At 54.2% G+C, this 17134-nt stretch carries 18 protein-coding genes; 11 read left to right on the forward strand and 7 right to left on the reverse strand.

The genetic code is table 11. The features are described from left to right. Positions 1 to 16 precede the first annotated feature (16 nt). A complete protein-coding gene (locus AC3G3F_RS13580) occupies positions 17 to 718 on the forward strand; it encodes a DnaA inactivator Hda (RefSeq protein WP_061835882.1) in 702 nt (233 codons plus the stop codon). A 26-nt stretch (positions 719 to 744) separates the two neighbouring features. Here the strand turns inward: AC3G3F_RS13580 and arsC are convergent, their stop codons facing one another. Together arsC and bepA are read right to left on the reverse strand one after the other, a co-directional pair. After that, complete coding sequence (gene arsC, locus AC3G3F_RS13585) at positions 745 to 1104, reverse strand: arsenate reductase (glutaredoxin) (protein ID WP_023245953.1); 360 nt, start codon at positions 1102 to 1104, stop codon at positions 745 to 747. Positions 1105 to 1143: 39 nt separating this feature from the next. Next, a complete protein-coding gene (gene bepA / locus AC3G3F_RS13590) occupies positions 1144 to 2607 on the reverse strand; it encodes a beta-barrel assembly-enhancing protease (protein WP_023245952.1) in 1464 nt (487 codons plus the stop codon). Between the two features lie 207 nt (positions 2608 to 2814). Here bepA and AC3G3F_RS13595 point away from each other — a divergent pair, with 207 nt between their 5' ends. From AC3G3F_RS13595 to AC3G3F_RS13610, 4 genes are all read left to right on the forward strand, one after another. Next, positions 2815 to 3882, forward strand: a complete 1068-nt coding sequence (locus AC3G3F_RS13595; protein ID WP_000892060.1) for an AI-2E family transporter — start codon at positions 2815 to 2817, stop codon at positions 3880 to 3882. Between the two features lie 276 nt (positions 3883 to 4158). After that, positions 4159 to 5346, forward strand: coding sequence for a sugar diacid recognition domain-containing protein (locus AC3G3F_RS13600; protein ID WP_218506261.1), 1188 nt, complete (start codon positions 4159 to 4161; stop codon positions 5344 to 5346). Between the two features lie 67 nt (positions 5347 to 5413). Beyond that, positions 5414 to 6682 (forward strand): GntP family permease, encoded by a 1269-nt coding sequence (locus AC3G3F_RS13605; protein WP_136058145.1) that lies wholly within the window; start codon positions 5414 to 5416, stop codon positions 6680 to 6682. A gap of 5 nt (positions 6683 to 6687) precedes the next feature. Then, positions 6688 to 7827 carry a glycerate kinase gene (locus AC3G3F_RS13610; RefSeq protein ID WP_053507828.1) on the forward strand — a complete coding sequence of 380 codons (1140 nt, stop codon included), beginning with the start codon at positions 6688 to 6690 and terminating at the stop codon, positions 7825 to 7827. 46 nt (positions 7828 to 7873) lie between these two features. On the opposite strand, the gene bcp is transcribed toward AC3G3F_RS13610, so the two are convergent. Together bcp and AC3G3F_RS13620 are read right to left on the reverse strand one after the other, a co-directional pair. Continuing rightward, positions 7874 to 8344, reverse strand: a complete 471-nt coding sequence (gene bcp / locus AC3G3F_RS13615) for a thioredoxin-dependent thiol peroxidase (protein WP_488395155.1) — start codon at positions 8342 to 8344, stop codon at positions 7874 to 7876. Next, a complete protein-coding gene (locus AC3G3F_RS13620) occupies positions 8344 to 8916 on the reverse strand; it encodes a glycine cleavage system transcriptional repressor (protein ID WP_000189059.1) in 573 nt (190 codons plus the stop codon). The genes bcp and AC3G3F_RS13620 overlap by 1 nt, the downstream gene beginning before the upstream one ends. Positions 8917 to 9061: 145 nt before the next feature. On the opposite strand from AC3G3F_RS13620, the gene dapA reads away from it, so the two are divergent. From dapA to tmcA, 5 genes are all read left to right on the forward strand, one after another. Then, positions 9062 to 9940 carry a 4-hydroxy-tetrahydrodipicolinate synthase gene (gene dapA / locus AC3G3F_RS13625; protein ID WP_000494016.1) on the forward strand — a complete coding sequence of 293 codons (879 nt, stop codon included), beginning with the start codon at positions 9062 to 9064 and terminating at the stop codon, positions 9938 to 9940. 16 nt (positions 9941 to 9956) lie between these two features. Continuing rightward, on the forward strand, positions 9957 to 10991 hold the full coding sequence (bamC, locus tag AC3G3F_RS13630) for an outer membrane protein assembly factor BamC (protein ID WP_053507827.1): 1035 nt from the start codon (positions 9957 to 9959) through the stop codon (positions 10989 to 10991). Positions 10992 to 11165: 174 nt separating this feature from the next. Further along, entirely contained in the window at positions 11166 to 11879 is a 714-nt protein-coding gene (purC, locus tag AC3G3F_RS13635; RefSeq protein WP_023179582.1) for a phosphoribosylaminoimidazolesuccinocarboxamide synthase, read from the forward strand. 130 nt (positions 11880 to 12009) lie between these two features. Next, the gene (ypfJ, locus tag AC3G3F_RS13640; RefSeq protein ID WP_023245947.1) at positions 12010 to 12873 is read left to right on the forward strand and encodes a KPN_02809 family neutral zinc metallopeptidase; all 864 of its coding nucleotides are present in this window, start codon (positions 12010 to 12012) and stop codon (positions 12871 to 12873) included. Positions 12874 to 12888: 15 nt separating this feature from the next. Further along, positions 12889 to 14907, forward strand: a complete 2019-nt coding sequence (tmcA, locus tag AC3G3F_RS13645; RefSeq protein WP_488395158.1) for a tRNA cytosine(34) acetyltransferase TmcA — start codon at positions 12889 to 12891, stop codon at positions 14905 to 14907. Positions 14908 to 14933: 26 nt separating this feature from the next. On the opposite strand, the gene AC3G3F_RS13650 is transcribed toward tmcA, so the two are convergent. The 3 genes from AC3G3F_RS13650 to AC3G3F_RS13660 are packed head-to-tail and all read right to left on the reverse strand — an operon-like array spanning position 14934 to position 16649. Continuing rightward, positions 14934 to 15134 (reverse strand): YpfN family protein, encoded by a 201-nt coding sequence (locus AC3G3F_RS13650; RefSeq protein WP_000383839.1) that lies wholly within the window; start codon positions 15132 to 15134, stop codon positions 14934 to 14936. A gap of 27 nt (positions 15135 to 15161) precedes the next feature. Beyond that, positions 15162 to 16289 (reverse strand): succinyl-diaminopimelate desuccinylase, encoded by a 1128-nt coding sequence (gene dapE / locus AC3G3F_RS13655; RefSeq protein WP_023245945.1) that lies wholly within the window; start codon positions 16287 to 16289, stop codon positions 15162 to 15164. A 3-nt stretch (positions 16290 to 16292) separates the two neighbouring features. Beyond that, the gene (locus AC3G3F_RS13660; RefSeq protein WP_023245944.1) at positions 16293 to 16649 is read right to left on the reverse strand and encodes an ArsC family reductase; all 357 of its coding nucleotides are present in this window, start codon (positions 16647 to 16649) and stop codon (positions 16293 to 16295) included. 412 nt (positions 16650 to 17061) lie between these two features. On the opposite strand from AC3G3F_RS13660, the gene ypfM reads away from it, so the two are divergent. Next, the gene (ypfM, locus tag AC3G3F_RS13665; protein ID WP_001386977.1) at positions 17062 to 17121 is read left to right on the forward strand and encodes a protein YpfM; all 60 of its coding nucleotides are present in this window, start codon (positions 17062 to 17064) and stop codon (positions 17119 to 17121) included. Positions 17122 to 17134 lie beyond the last annotated feature (13 nt).

The following is a 17134-nucleotide window of genomic DNA, read 5'->3' on the forward strand; positions in this document are numbered from 1 at the left end:
CTGGGTTGAGGTATCTCTGAACACACCGGCACAGCTCTCTTTGCCACTTTATCTTCCTGACGACGAAACTTTCGCAAGTTTCTGGCCGGGGGATAACGCCTCTCTACTGGCCGCGTTACAAAACGTGTTGCGTCAGGAACATAGTGGATATATCTACCTTTGGGCGCGTGAAGGTGCGGGCCGCAGCCATTTGTTGCATGCCGCCTGCGCGGAATTGTCGCAGCGTGGAGATGCGGTAGGCTACGTCCCGCTCGATAAACGCACCTGGTTCGTGCCGGAAGTGCTCGACGGTATGGAACATCTCTCGCTGGTGTGTATTGATAACATTGAGTGCGTCGCTGGCGATGAACTGTGGGAGATGGCGATCTTTGACCTCTATAACCGTATTCTGGAATCCGGTAAGACGCGGTTATTGATCACCGGCGATCGTCCGCCAAGACAGTTAAATCTGGGCTTGCCCGATCTCGCTTCCCGCCTGGACTGGGGGCAAATCTATAAACTCCAGCCTCTTTCGGATGAAGATAAACTTCAGGCGCTACAGTTGCGCGCCCGGCTACGGGGGTTTGAACTGCCGGAAGATGTCGGACGGTTTTTGCTTAAACGGCTCGATCGCGAAATGCGCACGCTGTTTATGACGCTGGATCAGCTCGATCATGCGTCGATCACTGCCCAGCGAAAACTGACGATCCCGTTTGTCAAAGAGATTCTGAAACTGTAATACGCCGCGACGGCGGCGTTCAGCGGTTAACCGAGGATGTCCAGTACCTGCTCAGGCGGCCGACCAATACGTGCCTGACCATTCGCCACCACAATGGGGCGCTCCATCAGTATAGGGTGTTCAACCAGCGCCTGAATTAACGCCTCCTCGCTAAGCTGGCTATCCGCCAGGTGAAGCGTTTTATAAAGGTCTTCTTTCTGGCGCATCAGTTCGCGCGCGCTGGACATGCCCAACATACGCAGCAGTTCACGCACGGTGGCGGCATCGGCGGGCGTATCCAGATAAAGCACCACTTCCGGTTCCACGCCGTTAGATTTCAGCAGATTCAGCGTGTCGCGGCTCTTCGAGCAGCGCGGGTTATGGTAGATTTTAATCGTGTCGGTCATGAGTTCTCCTTGTGACGCCATCCGGCTAATAAATGGCGATTACATTTTCGTGTATGGCTTGAAGCGTTCCTGTAACTGGCGCAACTGGTCGATACGCGCATCGTAACGCGCCTGTTGCTGGCTACCCAGTTTCGCCTGGGAGCTGGCGCTACTGAGCAGTGAAATTGCCTGATCCAGTTGTCCCGCCAGCGCATAACCTTCGGCGCGCGCCGCCAGCTCCTGATCGCGGTTGTTCAGCGCGGCTTCGGCCTGAGCAAGCAGATCCCAGCCGTTGCCATCATCTTTATGGCTAAAGGTATAGCGATTCAGAATGGTTTCCGCCGCTTTCGGCTGGCCTCCCTGGAGGTATGCATTGGCGAGGTTTAACTGCAGCACCGGATTAACGCGCAGATCGCGGGCATTTTTCAGGCGATTAATCGCGTCGCTGGCTCTTTTCTGCCCCAGGTCAATATCGGTGGCGAGGTCAAGATACCAGGCATTGTTCGGTTCCGCGCTTAATAGCGGCTGTAACGTTTTGCGCGCTTCATCGTACTTGCTCGCCTCCATCGCCTGCAACGCCCGGCCATATTGCGCCGCATGTTGCTGACGCACGTTGCCTTTAGACCACTGATCCAACAGGTCGCTGGTGAGCTGGTTACGTCCGGAATTATACATTCCCAGGGTACGCGCTTTGGCGAGATAGAAGTCGGCGGAAGATTGTACCACGACCGGGCGCATCTGGTTTGCGCGGTTGCGGGCATCCGCAAGGCGGCTTTCCGGTAAGGGGTGAGTGAGCAAAATTTCAGGCGGGCGCGTGGAGTAACGCGCCTGGTCGAGCAGTTTTTCGAGGAAAGAGGGCATCGCCTGTGGGTCAAATCCGGCGCGTTGCAGTACCTGAATACCAATACGGTCGGCTTCTTGCTCATTTTGCTGGGTGAAGCTTATCATCCCCTGGCGCGTTCCCGCCAGAGTACCGGTTAGTGCCGCCATACCGGCTTGTGGGCTGGCCATTGCCAGCAAAATGGAACCGAGCGCGCCCACCCAGGTGAGCGGCGCGCTGCGCTTTTGATCTTCCATCGCGCGCGCCAGGTGGCGCTGCGTAACGTGGGAGATTTCATGCGCCATGACTGAGGCTAGCTGGCTTTCGTTATCCGCATAGCGAAAAAGCGCCGAGTGCAGCACCACATTGCCGCCAAAGAACGCGAAGGCGTTGATTTCGTCATTATTGATCAAGAAAAAATGGAAGGGCGTTTTGACGGAGTCGGCGTGTGAGACCAGGCGCATTCCGAGAGCGTTAATGTATTGCACCAGCAGCGGATCGTTGATTAACGGCGCGCTGCCGCGTAGCTGGCGCACATAAAAGTCGCCCATTTGCATCTCTTGTCCAATAGAAAGCGTGCTTCCTGCCGAGGTTCCCATATCGGGCAGCGTGTCGGCAGGGTCGGCAAATGCGGGCGCGACCTGACCGAGAGCCAATGCTGCAATGAGGGTTGCCACCAGGTTTTTTTTCAACTGCCTGAACATAACCTCTATCCTGTTATTTTGAGATAGCCCTTTGACCAACTTCGTGAAATATCGTTCCACGCTCCGACACTTCATAAGTGTAACTGTGATGAGCACAGACGCACTGTTTTAGTTTCCTGAATCAACGATAAAAAGCGAAGTCTTTTTTGTGACATTTCGATACAATTCGGCATCACAATCCCGCAGTTGAGTTCTGGGAAGGGTTTTATGCTCGAAATGTTAATGCAATGGTATCGCCGTCGCTTCAGCGACCCGGAGGCGATTGCCTTGCTGGTCATTCTGGTGGCTGGTTTTAGCATCCTCTTTTTCTTTAGTGGCCTGTTAGCGCCGCTGTTGGTCGCTATCGTACTGGCCTACCTGCTGGAGTGGCCAACGGCACGCCTACAGGCGATTGGCTGTTCCCGACGCTGGGCAACCTCCATTGTCCTTATCCTCTTTGTCGGCATTCTGTTATTAATGGCGTTTGTGGTGATGCCGATTGCCTGGCAGCAGGGTATTTATCTGATTCGTGATATGCCCGGTATGCTGAATAAACTGTCCGATTTTGCCGCGACCTTGCCGCGACGTTATCCGGCGCTGATGGATGCGGGCATTATTGATGCGATGGCGGAAAACATGCGCACCCGGATGCTTAACATGGGCGATTCGGTGGTGAAGTATTCGTTGGCTTCGTTGGTCGGGCTACTGACGCTGGCGGTATATCTGGTTCTGGTGCCGCTGATGGTCTTTTTCCTGGTAAAAGATAAAGAGCAGATGCTGAATGCCGTGCGCCGCGTGCTGCCGCGTAATCGCGGGCTGGCGGGGCAGGTGTGGAATGAGATGAATCAGCAGATCACCAACTATATCCGCGGAAAAGTGCTGGAGATGGTGGTGGTGGGCGTGGCGACCTGGCTGGGCTTTTTGCTGTTTGGCCTCAACTATTCGCTACTGCTGGCGGTACTGGTGGGCTTTTCGGTCCTGATCCCCTATATCGGCGCCTTTGTGGTGACAATTCCGGTGGTGGGCGTCGCGCTGTTTCAGTTTGGCCTGGGGACGGAATTCTGGAGCTGCTTTGCCGTTTATCTGATTATTCAGGCGCTGGATGGCAATCTGTTGGTACCGGTACTTTTCTCCGAAGCGGTGAATTTGCATCCGCTGGTGATTATTCTGTCGGTGGTGATTTTCGGCGGTCTGTGGGGATTCTGGGGGGTATTTTTCGCCATTCCATTGGCGACGCTGATTAAAGCAGTCGTCCATGCCTGGCCGGATGGTCAGGTGACGGATACCTCATCCTAAGCGGTCTGTACGAAAGCCGTAAAGCGTGAACGATATCATAGTGCCCTGTCGCCATTTTGCGCATTCCCGATGGGGGACAAGCGCTTAGAAAGCCGATCTTTTTTTTAATGCCGCACCGTGTTGCGGCATTTCTATTGTTGGAACCTACAAAATTCTCGCTGTAAAGCCGCCAAAATTTGGTGACTTAGCCTAAGCATTCTTCGGAGAAATTCGTTAATAAGTGACATCATTGATGCGAAATGGCTTTTTTAATGTAAAGCGATAACGAAACAGGGAATGAGTGTGTTGAGAAAACATTACTTGAAAGGGTATACCGCGCGGCAAATTGTACAGCGAGCCATGAAAATTATTCCTTACTCGGTAAACGTCATGGATGAACATGGCGTCATTATCGCGTCTGGCGAACCTTCGCGCCTTCACCAGCGTCACGAAGGGGCCATTCTGGCGCTGAAGGAAAACCGTATTGTAGAAATTGATTCCGCTACCGCCAATCAGCTCAAAGGCGTGCGATCCGGCATTAATCTCCCCATCTCTTTTCATGAACAGCTTATTGGCGTGGTAGGCATTACCGGTGAGCCGGAGCAGGTTCGCGCTTATGCCGAGCTGGTTAAAATGGCGGCGGAGCTGGTGATCGAGCATATGGTGCTGATCGAACAGCGCCAGTGGGATAAACGCTATCGCGAAGAGCTAATCAACCAATTGATTTTGCGAGAAAATTCGACGGAATCGTTGCGTTCCATGGCGGCCTATCTGGGCATTGATCTGGCGGTTCCCAGAGTGGTGCTGATTATTGAACTTTCCCAGCCGGATCGCGAAGCGCTGCGCAATGTAATGGATTATTTCGAGAATCACGCGCGCAACCATTTGGTGACGTTTACCGAATTTAATGAATTAATCATTATTAAGCCTATCACGTTAAAAGAGGGAAAGTGGAATACCCGCCAGGAAATGGGCGAATTGCAGATTTTTAAATCATGGGCTGCATCATCGGGCTTTAGCCGTATTTTGGTTGGGGGCTATTTTGTCGGCGAGACGGGATTGCACCGATCTTTGCTCACTGCCAGAGCCACGCAGGTGATGGCGAAAAGACAAAAGCTGCGCAGCCAGTACATTTTTTATCATGACCATGCGCTTCCCGCGCTGCTAAGCGGGCTGTCTGAAAGTTGGCAAGTGCAGGAGTTATCGCGTTTGTGGCTGCAACTGGTACAACATGATGCGAAAGGCGTATTGCAACAGACGCTGCGGACCTGGTTTGAACATAATTGTGACCTGACGCAAACGGCCAAAGCATTGCATATTCATGTGAATACATTGCGCTATCGCTTACAGCGTTGTGAAGATATTACGCACATAAAAATCAATGAGTTAAAAAGTACGCTTTGGCTTTATATCGGTATGGAACTCCAGGCCGAATCTGTATCGACCGACAAGTTACCGCCGCCTGGTCGGATCGAAATCTGTTGAAAGCTCCAGCGGATTTTTAGGCGGGCTTTTCCATACTGCGCGCTCTATGTTAAAGGAGGCGCAGTATATGACGTCGATATCCACCCTGGGAGCCATTGCTGCATTGGTCGTGGCCATCGTATTAATTTTAAGGAAAGTGTCGCCAGCCTACGGCATGATGGCGGGAGCGCTGGTCGGCGGTTTGATTGGCGGCGCCGATCTTCTGCAAACCGTTTCGCTGATGGTGTCAGGCGCGCAGGGCATCGTTAATGCCGTATTACGTATTCTGGCCGCAGGCGTACTGGCTGGCGTATTAATTGAGTCCGGGGCGGCGAATACGATTGCTGAGACGGTTGTGCGCAAGGTGGGGGAAACCCGGGCATTATTGGCATTAGCCATTGCCACGCTATGTTTGACCGCCGTCGGCGTATTTATTGATGTGGCGGTGATTACCGTCGCGCCGATTGCGCTGTCGATTGCGCGTAATGCGGGCCTGTCAAAAAGCGCTATTCTGCTGGCGATGGTCGGCGGTGGCAAAGCGGGTAACGTGATGTCTCCTAACCCGAACGCCATTGCCGCCTCCGATGCGTTTCATGTTCCTCTTACCTCTATTATGCTGGCGGGCGTGGTTCCGGGCATCGTTGGGCTTATTATCGCCTATCTGTTAGCGAAACGGCTGAATAATAAAGGCGTGGGCGTCGCCGATCATGAAGTGACTGACCATGATGACTCCGTCGCCAGACCCGGTTTTCTGGTGGCGATTAGCGCGCCGCTGGTCGCGATTTTCCTGCTTTCTCTCCGTCCGTTTGCCGGCATTTCCATTGACCCGTTAATTGCCCTGCCCGTAGGGGGATTGGTCGGTCTGCTGTTAATGGGACGTGCGCGCCACTGTAACCAGTACATGGTCGCCGGTCTGATGCGTATGGCACCTGTCGCTATTATGTTGCTGGGAACCGGCACGCTGGCCGGAATTATCGCTAATTCCGAACTTAAAGATGTCCTGATTCATGGCCTCACCGCTTCGGGATTGCCGTCCTGGCTGCTGGCACCCGTGTCTGGCACCATGATGTCAATGGCAACGGCTTCAACCACAGCGGGAACGGCGGTGGCGTCCGGCGTTTTCTCTCCCACGTTACTTGAACTTGGCGTTTCCGCCCTGGCGGGAGCCGCTATGATCCATGCAGGTGCCACAGTGCTGGACCATCTGCCGCACGGTAGTTTTTTCCACGCGACGGGCGGTAGCGTCAATATGCAAATTCATGAACGTTTAAAGCTAATGCCGTATGAAACGCTGGTGGGTTTAACCATTACCTTTATTTCTACTCTGATGTTCGGCTTCTTCGGTTTTGCAGGATAATCCCTATGAAAATTGTTATTGCTCCTGATTCATTTAAAGAAAGTTTGTCCGCAATGGCGGTTGCCGAGGCGATAGAAAAGGGGTTCCGCGAAATTTATCCTGACGCCGACTACATTAAAGTGCCCATGGCGGATGGCGGGGAAGGAACCGTACAATCGATGGTGGAAGCCAGCGGCGGGCGTTATGTCGACCAGTGGGTACAGGGCCCGCTTGGGCAACCGGTGACCGCGCGTTGGGGAATGTTGGGCGATAGCGATACCGCCGTGATTGAAATGGCGGCGGCATCCGGGCTGCATCACGTTTCGCCTGAATTGCGCAACCCGCTTAATACCACCAGCTATGGCACCGGTGAATTAATCGTCGCGGCGCTGGAGCGTGGCGTAAAGCGTATTATTCTGGGGATTGGCGGCAGCGCGACGAATGACGGCGGCGCGGGGATGATGCAGGCGCTTGGCGTTATATTACGTGATAAACAGGGACGCTCGCTGCCCCCGGGCGGCGAGGCGCTGGCGGCGCTGGCCTCTATCGATCTGTCCGGTTGTCACCCATTGCTGCGTAAGGTATCGATAACCGTGGCGTGCGATGTCAACAATCCGCTGTGTGGTCCCCAGGGCGCATCGGCCATCTTTGGCCCACAAAAAGGGGCGACAGCGGAAATGGTGGACACTCTGGACGCGGCGCTGGAAAACTGGGGCCGACATATTTATCAGGCGACGGGACGTGAGGTGATTAACGCTCCCGGCGCGGGTGCGGCAGGCGGAATGGGCGCCGCGCTTTTAGGATTGCTCAATGCGGAATTACGCGCCGGCGTAGAGATTGTCGTGGAAACGCTACAGCTTGAGCAGGCGGTTAAAGATGCCGATCTGGTGATTACCGGAGAAGGGCGGCTGGACAGCCAAAGTATTTGCGGCAAGACGCCGATTGGCGTCGCCAGAGTGGCTAAGCGGTATCATAAACCGGTTATCGCGCTCGCCGGTGGGCTGCAACACGATCATCACGTTGTGTATCAACAGGGTATCGATGCGGCACTATCGATTTTGTCACATATCGTTACGCTGCCGGAAGCCTTACACGAGGCAGAATATAACCTGAGCCTGTCGGCGCGCAATGTGGCGGCGATATGGCGTCTGGCGCGGCAAGCCTGACGGCGCATTCCCTTTCCAGGCCGCACATCAGCGCGGCCTGAGGCTTTTACGCGTTTTCTTTCAGCCAGTTCAGCACCACATCATGGTGATTGCTGGTTTTAAAATCATTAAAGACGTGCTCAATCTTACCGTCAGCGTCAATCAAAAAGCTGATGCGGTGAATGCCGTCATACGTTTTGCCCATAAACGACTTTTCGCCCCAGACGCCGAATTGTTCACACACCTGATGGTTTTCATCGGACAAAAGGGTAAAGTTCAGCAGCTCTTTTTCAGCGAAACGGGAGAGTTTTTCAGGTTTATCGGTGCTGATGCCCAGCACGTCCACGCCTGCTTTTTTGAGCTCGTCCATGTTATCGCGTAAGTCGCAGGCCTGCACGGTACAGCCGGGTGTCATGGCTTTTGGGTAGAAATAAACCAGAACGCGCTGTCCCTGGAAGTCGGTCAAATTTACTTGTTCCCCGTCTTGATCCGGCAAGCTAAATTTCGGTGCGATATCACCGGCTTTCAGTGGATTCATTACTTAACTCCATCCTGTTCATCATGTTGTGAGTAATTGACGACGTTTATACTGCCTTGCGCATTGAGTTCTGTACATAGTGCCTTAAAGGCTTGCTCAATATTTGCGGAATTTTGCGACGCCGGACTATGTGCAGTGATTTGAATAAATAATTGCGCGGCTTTATCGCCTTCGGCTGGCTGTGTGCGGGAGACCAGCTCCGCAATATTCATTTCATGACTATCAAACAGCGCGGTGAATCGCTCAATTAAATGCGGGGAGTCGGCGACCTCAACCTGAACCCATACCGTCGCGGGCATTGCCGGGCGGGGGCGGTCGGATGTCCGTTTCATCACAATCAGCAGATCCAGTTCTGCGCCTTTTAACGGCAATGTCGATTCAATCAGGGTAATCGCATTCCACGTGCCGGACAACAGCATAATAAACGTGAATTCATCGCCCAGCATCGCCAGTCGGCTGTCTTCAATATTACAGCCGCAACTACTGACATGGCGAGTAATGGTATTCACAATGCCGGGCCTGTCGGCGCCCAGCGCAGTGATAACCAAATAGTGTTGTGATGACGGTGTCAAACCAGTTATTCCTTTGAGCGGTGAGGTAATCTTAAGGAAAGCATAAAAAAAACCTGCATACAACAATCAGAACGGCTCTGGTCGCTTGCTTTTATTGCCATACCAAACGTACCATTGGGGCACTTGTTTGCACAGAGGATGGCCCATGTTCACGGGAAGTATTGTCGCGCTTGTTACGCCGATGGATGAGAAAGGTAACGTCAGTAGGCCTTGCCTGAAAAAACTCATTGATTATCATGTCGCCAACGGTACCTCGGCGATTGTTTCGGTTGGCACCACCGGCGAGTCCGCCACGCTAAGCCATGATGAACATGGCGATGTCGTGATGATGACGCTGGAACTGGCTGACGGACGTATTCCGGTTATCGCCGGCACGGGCGCAAACGCGACCGCGGAAGCGATTAGCCTGACGCAGCGTTTTAACGACAGCGGCGTTGTTGGCTGCCTGACGGTGACGCCGTATTACAATCGCCCCACGCAGGAAGGTTTGTTCCAGCATTTCAAAGCCATCGCGGAACACACTGACTTGCCGCAAATTTTGTATAATGTGCCGTCCCGTACCGGCTGCGATATGCTGCCGGAAACCGTGGGTCGTCTGGCGGAAATAAAAAATATTATCGCTATCAAAGAGGCGACAGGGAACTTAACCCGCGTTCATCAGATCAAAGAGCTGGTTTCAGACGATTTTATTCTGCTTAGCGGCGATGACGCGTCTGCGCTGGATTTTATGCAATTGGGTGGTCATGGCGTGATTTCCGTTACGGCTAACGTAGCCGCGCGCGATATGGCTGACATGTGCAAACTGGCGGCGGAAGGGCAATTTGCCGAGGCGCGCGCTATCAATCAGCGTCTGATGCCGTTACACAACAAACTATTTGTCGAACCCAATCCTATCCCGGTGAAATGGGCATGTAAGGCATTGGGTCTTGTGGCGACCGACACGCTGCGCCTGCCAATGACGCCTATCACGGACAATGGTCGTGATATCGTCAAAGCAGCGCTTCAGCATGCTGGCCTGCTGTAAAGTTTAGGGAGATTTGATGGCTTACTCAGTACAAAAGTCGCGCCTGGCGAAGGTTGCGGGTGTTTCGCTTGTTTTGCTGCTCGCTGCCTGTAGTTCCGATTCGCGCTACAAGCGCCAGGTAAGCGGCGATGAATCCTATCTGGATGCCGCGCCGCTTGCTGAACTTCACGCCCCGGCAGGAATGATTCTGCCGATAACGACCGGCGACTATGTTATTCCGGTCACAAAGGGGAGCGGCGCGGTTGGTAAGGCGTTGGATATCCGTCCGCCGGCGCAGCCGTTAGCGTTGGTGAGCGGCGCGCGTACCCAGTTCTCTGGCGATACCGCTACGCTATTGGTGGAGAATGGTCGTAGTAGCACGCTGTGGCCGCAAGTCGTCAGCGTGATTCAAGCGAAAAATTATCCGATTGAAAAACGTGACGATGCCAGCCAGACCCTGACGACCGATTGGGTGAACTGGAACCGCCTGGATGAAGACGAACAGTATCGCGGACGTTATCAAATCTCGGTGAAGCCGCAGGGCTATCAGCAGGCGGTAACGGTAAAACTGGTTAATCTGGAACAGGCTGGCAAGCCGGTCGCCGATGCGGCGTCGCTGCAGCGCTACAGCACTGAAATGATGAACGTCATTTCCGCCGGTCTGGATAAGACCGCTACGGATGCGGCAAATTCCGCGCAGAGCCGTTCCGCCGCAACGATGGATGTGCAGAGCGCCGCTGATGATACCGGTTTACCTATGTTGGTCGTTCGCGGTCCATTCAACGTGGTATGGCAGCGTCTTCCGGCCGCGCTGGAAAAAGCGGGTATGAAAGTCACCGACAGTACTCGCTCACAGGGCAGTATGGCGGTAACATACAAACCGTTGTCTGACAGCGAGTGGCGGGATCTGGGCGCAAGCGATCCGGGCCTGGTGTCCGGAGACTATAAATTGCAGGTCGGCGATTTAGATAACCGCAGCAGCTTGCAGTTTATCGATCCTAAGGGGCATACCCTGACGCAAAGCCAGAATGATGCGTTGGTTGCCGTCTTCCAGGCGGCATTCAACAAGTAATTTAACAGGGCTGGAGCAATCCGGCCCTTTTTTCTGATAAGATACGCAAACGTGTGCGTCGGTACAAAAACGCGATTTAACCGCTATTTCGCACCACAATTACAGGCCGGCTCCTCCGGCAGGCGTAGCAGGAAATGAATACTTATCGTTAATTCACACCCAGGAGTGTTAAAGATGCAAAAGCAAGCTGAGTTGTATCGTGGTAAAGCGAAAACCGTATACAGCACGGAAAACCCGGACCTGTTGGTGCTCGAATTCCGCAATGATACGTCAGCAGGGGATGGCGCGCGCATTGAACAGTTTGATCGCAAAGGCATGGTAAATAACAAATTCAACCATTTCATTATGACCAAACTAGCCGAGGCGGGCATCCCGACCCAGATGGAACGTTTGCTGTCTGATACAGAGTGTCTGGTGAAGAAGCTGGAGATGGTGCCGGTTGAATGTGTGGTGCGCAACCGTGCGGCAGGGTCGCTGGTCAAGCGTTTGGGCGTGGAAGAAGGCATGGAGCTTAACCCGCCGATATTCGATCTGTTCCTGAAAAACGACGCGCTGCACGACCCGATGGTGAATGGTTCCTATTGTGAAACTTTCGGTTGGGTCAGTCAGGAAAATCTGGCGCGTATGAAAGAATTAACCTACAAAGCCAACGACGTACTGAAAAAACTGTTTGATGACGCGGGTCTTATCCTGGTGGATTTCAAACTGGAGTTTGGCCTGTATAAAGGCGAAGTGGTGCTGGGCGATGAGTTTTCACCGGACGGCAGCCGCCTGTGGGATAAAGAGACGCTGGACAAAATGGACAAAGACCGCTTCCGCCAGAGTCTGGGCGGCTTGATTGAAGCCTATGAAGCCGTCGCGCATCGCCTGGGCGTGAAATTAGATTAATTCCGCTTCTGACCGGGGGGCAACCGCTCTCCGGTATCATCCTTTCCTCATTCTGATAGTGTTTACCTGTGGTAATCCTGCGCCTGACCGCCTACGATCATCTGTATAACAAAGAGAGAATGAGGTGATTATGCGCTGGCAAGGGCGTCGTGAAAGCAACAATGTAGAAGACAGACGTAATCGGCCAGGCGGCCCCTCGCTGGGTGGCCCTGGCTTTCGTCTTCCGCGCGGGAAAGGCGGCATCATTCTGTTGGTGGTGGTGTTGGTCGCAGGGTACTATGGGGTGGATTTAACCGGTCTGTTGACCGGTCAGCCGGTTTCGCAGCAGCAGTCGACGCGTTCGATAAGCCCCAATGATGATGAAGCGGCAAAATTTACCTCGGTGATCCTGGCGACGACCGAAGATACCTGGGGGCAACTCTTTCAAAAAATGGGGCGCGGCTATCAGCAGCCAAAACTGGTGATGTACCGTGGTATGACGCGCACCGGCTGTGGTGCGGGTCAGTCCGTGATGGGGCCGTTTTACTGCCCGGCGGACGGCACCGTATATATTGATCTCTCATTTTACGATGATATGAAAAATAAGCTGGGCGCGGACGGCGATTTTGCCCAGGGTTATGTCATCGCCCACGAAGTCGGCCACCATGTACAAAAACTGTTAGGTATTGAGCCGAAGGTGCGCCAGTTGCAGCAAAACGCGTCGCAAACGGAGGTGAATCGCCTTTCGGTGCGCATGGAGCTACAGGCGGATTGCTTTGCTGGCGTGTGGGGACACAGTATGCAGCAGCAAGGCGTACTGGAGGCGGGCGATCTGGAAGAGGCGCTCAATGCCGCACAGGCTATCGGCGACGATCGCTTACAGCAACAGGGGCAGGGGCGCGTAATACCGGATAGTTTTACCCACGGCACCTCAGAACAGCGCTACAGTTGGTTTAAGCGTGGATTTGACAGCGGCGACCCGGCGCAATGTAATACGTTTGGCAAAAACTTTTGATAAACCGGGGCAGGGATGTCTGATATCGATGCGCTACAGGCGTTAACGTCGCAAATGACACAGGAAGGCATTCGCCGTTTACTGGTCATCAGCGGCGACACGGCGTGGTGCCGGGAACGGGCCGAGGCTATACGTGCTGCACTGCCCGGTGACTGGCTGTGGGTCGCGCCTGACGCGCCCGCAGAGCCGCGCTGTACGCCACAGGCGTTACAAACGCTGCTGGGCCGTGAATTCCGTCATGCGATATTTGATGCCTGGCAGGGCTTTGACGCCGCAGCGTTTGCCGCTCTGAGCGGGACCTTGCAGGCCGGAAGCTGGCTGCTTCTGCTGATGCCGCCGTATGAGGCATGGGAATGCAGGCCCGATACCGATTCACTGCGCTGGAGCGACTGCGCGCAGCCTATCCCCACACCGCAGTTTGCACAGCATCTTAAACGGACTCTCTCCCGCGATCCGCAAACGCTGCTTTGGCGACAGCACCAGCCGTTTTGCTGGCCATCTTATCCTTCCCGTGAACGCTGGCGAGCGGCCACCGGCGAGCCGCAGCCGGAGCAGGCGGCTATCTTATCGCGTTTACTTGAAATGCCGCCCGGCGTGGCGACGGTGATTGCCGCTCGCGGGCGCGGCAAATCGGCGCTGGCCGGGCAATTCATCTCACAGATGACGGGCACGGCTATCGTGACCGCGCCGGCGAAAGCGGCAACGGACATCCTGGCAACGTTTGCCGGCGGGAGGTTCTGTTTTATGGCGCCTGATGCCCTGCTGGAGAGCGGGGCAAGAGCCGACTGGCTGGTGGTTGACGAGGCGGCGGCAATACCCGCGCCGCTGCTGCTGCAACTGGTTTCGCGCTTTCCTCGTACGCTACTGACCACCACCGTTCAGGGCTACGAAGGCACCGGACGCGGTTTTTTACTTAAGTTTTGCGCCCGTTTTCCGCAGCTTCACCGTTTTGCGCTTCGTCAGCCTGTCCGCTGGGCGCCTGGGTGCCCGCTGGAAAATATCGTCAGCGAGGCGCTGATATTCGACGATGAATCGTTTGCGCAGGCGCCGCATGGCACGATAGCAATCTCGGTGTTTTACCCGCAGGCCTGGGGGGAGACGCCCGCGTTGCCGCGGGCTGTGTATCAGTTACTGTCGGGGGCGCACTATCGTACTTCGCCGCTGGATCTGCGCCGAATGATGGATGCGCCAGGGCAGCATTTCTTGCAGGCCACGGCGAATAACCGTGTGGCGGGCGCCCTCTGGCTGGTCGAAGAGGGCGGATTATCCGCAGAACTCAGTCGGGCGGTATGGTGCGGTTTCCGGCGTCCGCGTGGAAATCTGGTGGCGCAGTCGCTGGCGGCGCACGGTAGCGACCCTTTAGCCGCGACGCTAGTCGGGCGTCGCGTAAGCCGTATCGCGGTGCACCCCGCCCGCCAGCGTGAAGGCATCGGTCAGCAGTTGATTGCCTGCGCGTGCGTGCAGGCGGCGCAGTGTGATTATCTTTCCGTCAGCTTCGGCTATACGCCGGAGCTGTGGCGCTTCTGGCAACGCTGCGGCTTTGTGCTGGTACGGATGGGCAACCATCGGGAGGCGAGCAGCGGTTGCTATACGGCGATGGCGTTATTGCCGCTGAGCGACGCGGGAAAACGGCTGGCGCAGCAGGAACACCGGCGTTTGCGACGCGATGCGGATATCCTGACGCAGTGGAACGGCGAGGCGATACCGCTGGCGGCGTTACGCGACGGGGCGCTTAATGATGAAGACTGGCGTGAGCTGGTTGGTTTTGCTTTCGCGCACCGCCCGCTACTGACGTCGTTAGGTTGCCTGCATCGTTTACTGCAATACAGCGCATTGCCATTGCCGGCGCTGAGAGGGCGGCTGGAAGAAAAAGCCAGCGATGCCGAACTGTGCGTCCGGCTGCACATTTCAGGTCGTAAAGCTCTACTGGCGTTGCAGCGTGCGCAGGCGGCGCAAGCATTGATTGCGCTGGATGCCGAACGAACGCAGCGTTTGCGCTACGTTATGCCCGGCGGTGGGGACTATGCCGGATAGCGGTGCCTTTCCGGCATGATATCCGGTTACTTTTTCGGCTGATCTTTCTTCGGCCAGTCGTCTTCATCGTCCCACTTATCGTTAAAATCGCGATGTGGGGGCAGCTCAGGTTTGTTGGCAAGGAATTTCTTATGGTCGATGCGTTTGAGATCTTTGATCACATTCAGCAGTACGCCTACCAGAAATACCAATACCAGAATCCACCAATATTTTGCCAGCCAGTCCATGCTTATTTCCTCTTACAGGAACGCTCATCAGGCGACGAGCTGTTCCATAATGCGTTGATACATACGGGCCAGTAGCTGGAGATCGGCGGCATTCACACATTCATTAATTTTATGAATTGTGGCGTTCACCGGCCCCAGTTCTACCACCTGTGCTCCCATCCGGGCAATAAAACGTCCGTCGGACGTACCGCCCGTCGTCAGTAATTGCGGCTTAATTTCATTATAGTGCTCAATGGCGTTTACCACCGCGTCCACCAGCTTGCCGCGTGCGGTCAGGAACGGCTGACCGGAAAGCCACCAGTCTACGGTATAGCGTAGCTGATGCTTCTCAAGCAGCGCATGTACCCGTTCTTTGATCATCTCATCGGTCAGTTCCGTGCTGAAACGGAAGTTAAACTGCACGAACAGTTCGCCGGGAATGACATTATTGCTGCCGGTGCCTGCCTGGATATTGGCTACCTGCATACTGGTGGCCGGGAAAAAGTCATTGCCCCGATCCCACTCGATAGCGACCAGTTCATTGAGAAAAGGCGCGGCGCGATGAACAGGGTTATCCGCCAGATGCGGATAGGCGACGTGCCCCTGAACGCCATGAATAGTGAGGTTACAGGTGAGAGAACCGCGACGCCCGTTTTTGACGACATCGCCCACAATTTCAGTACTGGAAGGTTCGCCGACCAGACAGTAATCCAGCCTCTCGTTACGGGCCATCAGCCCTTCAACCACCTTTACGGTGCCATTTTTCGCGCTGGCTTCTTCGTCAGAGGTAATCAGAAACGCCAGACGGCCCCGGTGATGAGGATGCTGCGCAACAAAACGTTCAGCAGCCACCACCATGGCCGCCAGTGATCCTTTCATATCCGCCGCGCCGCGACCGAACAACATTCCGTCGCGAATCGTAGGCTCAAACGGCGGATTGATCCAGCGATCGACATCGCCTGCCGGCACGACGTCAGTATGCCCGGCGAACGCCAGCGTTTCGCCACGCCCACGCCATGCCCAAAAATTTTGCGTGTCGCCAAAATCCATATGCTCAATGGTAAAACCGATTTTACGCAGGCGTTCAATCATTAATGCCTGACAGCCTGCGTCATCCGGACTCAGGGAGGGGCGACGAATAAGTTGCTGTGTCAGCTCAATAACCGGGCACGACATAGACTACACCTCATCAAAAAACTGCTGATAACGGGATTCACTGAAACCAAGCAGCATAGGCTTCCCGGGCGCGCAGAGCAATGGGCGTTTAATTATTGCCGGCTGCTCAGCCATGAGGGCGGCGGCGGAGTCGGCATCGGTAATCCTGCTGCGGTCGGCTTCATCCAGTTTGCGCCATGTTGTGCCGCGCGTATTCAGTAAAGGCTGCCAGTCGAGTTCGGCAATAAAGGTATTAAGAAGAGGGAGGTCTATTCCATCCACTCGGTAATCGTGAAAACGATAATCAATGCCATGCTCCTCCAGCCAACGGCGCGCTTTTTTGATAGTGTCGCAATTCTTAATGCCATAGAGGGTAATCATATTGAATCCTTTAACGCGAAATTCGAATAAATAATCAATAGTATCGTCTGCGGGATAATAAGTGTGGCCGTTAATGGTTATTTATCCAGCACTGATCGGCAATCAATATAACATTGTTGAGTGAATGTGAATAATGATTCCAAAACGTTCCAGAAGTGGCGTGCTTATGGTTCGCTGGACAAATCGTATTTTGCGCGCATGCAATAGTTTGTTTTTTAACCCTATTCGGTAAAGTAGTAGAAAAGGTATTGATATTGCAAAATATTGCAGTAAGTCACATAAAATTTATGGCTACAGCGCCATAGTAATATCATAGACAGCATAACCGGAGGGTATCGCAACAATCGGTTAAATGATCTTCTCTCTATACCGCTAACTACGTAGAATACCCATAATAATAAGAGAGGCTATTATGATTGAACGTGAACTGGGGAACTGGAAAGATTTTATCGAAGTTATGCTTCGTAAATAAATTACTGGAAGGC

This window comes from Salmonella sp. FC25216 (genome assembly GCF_057751355.1).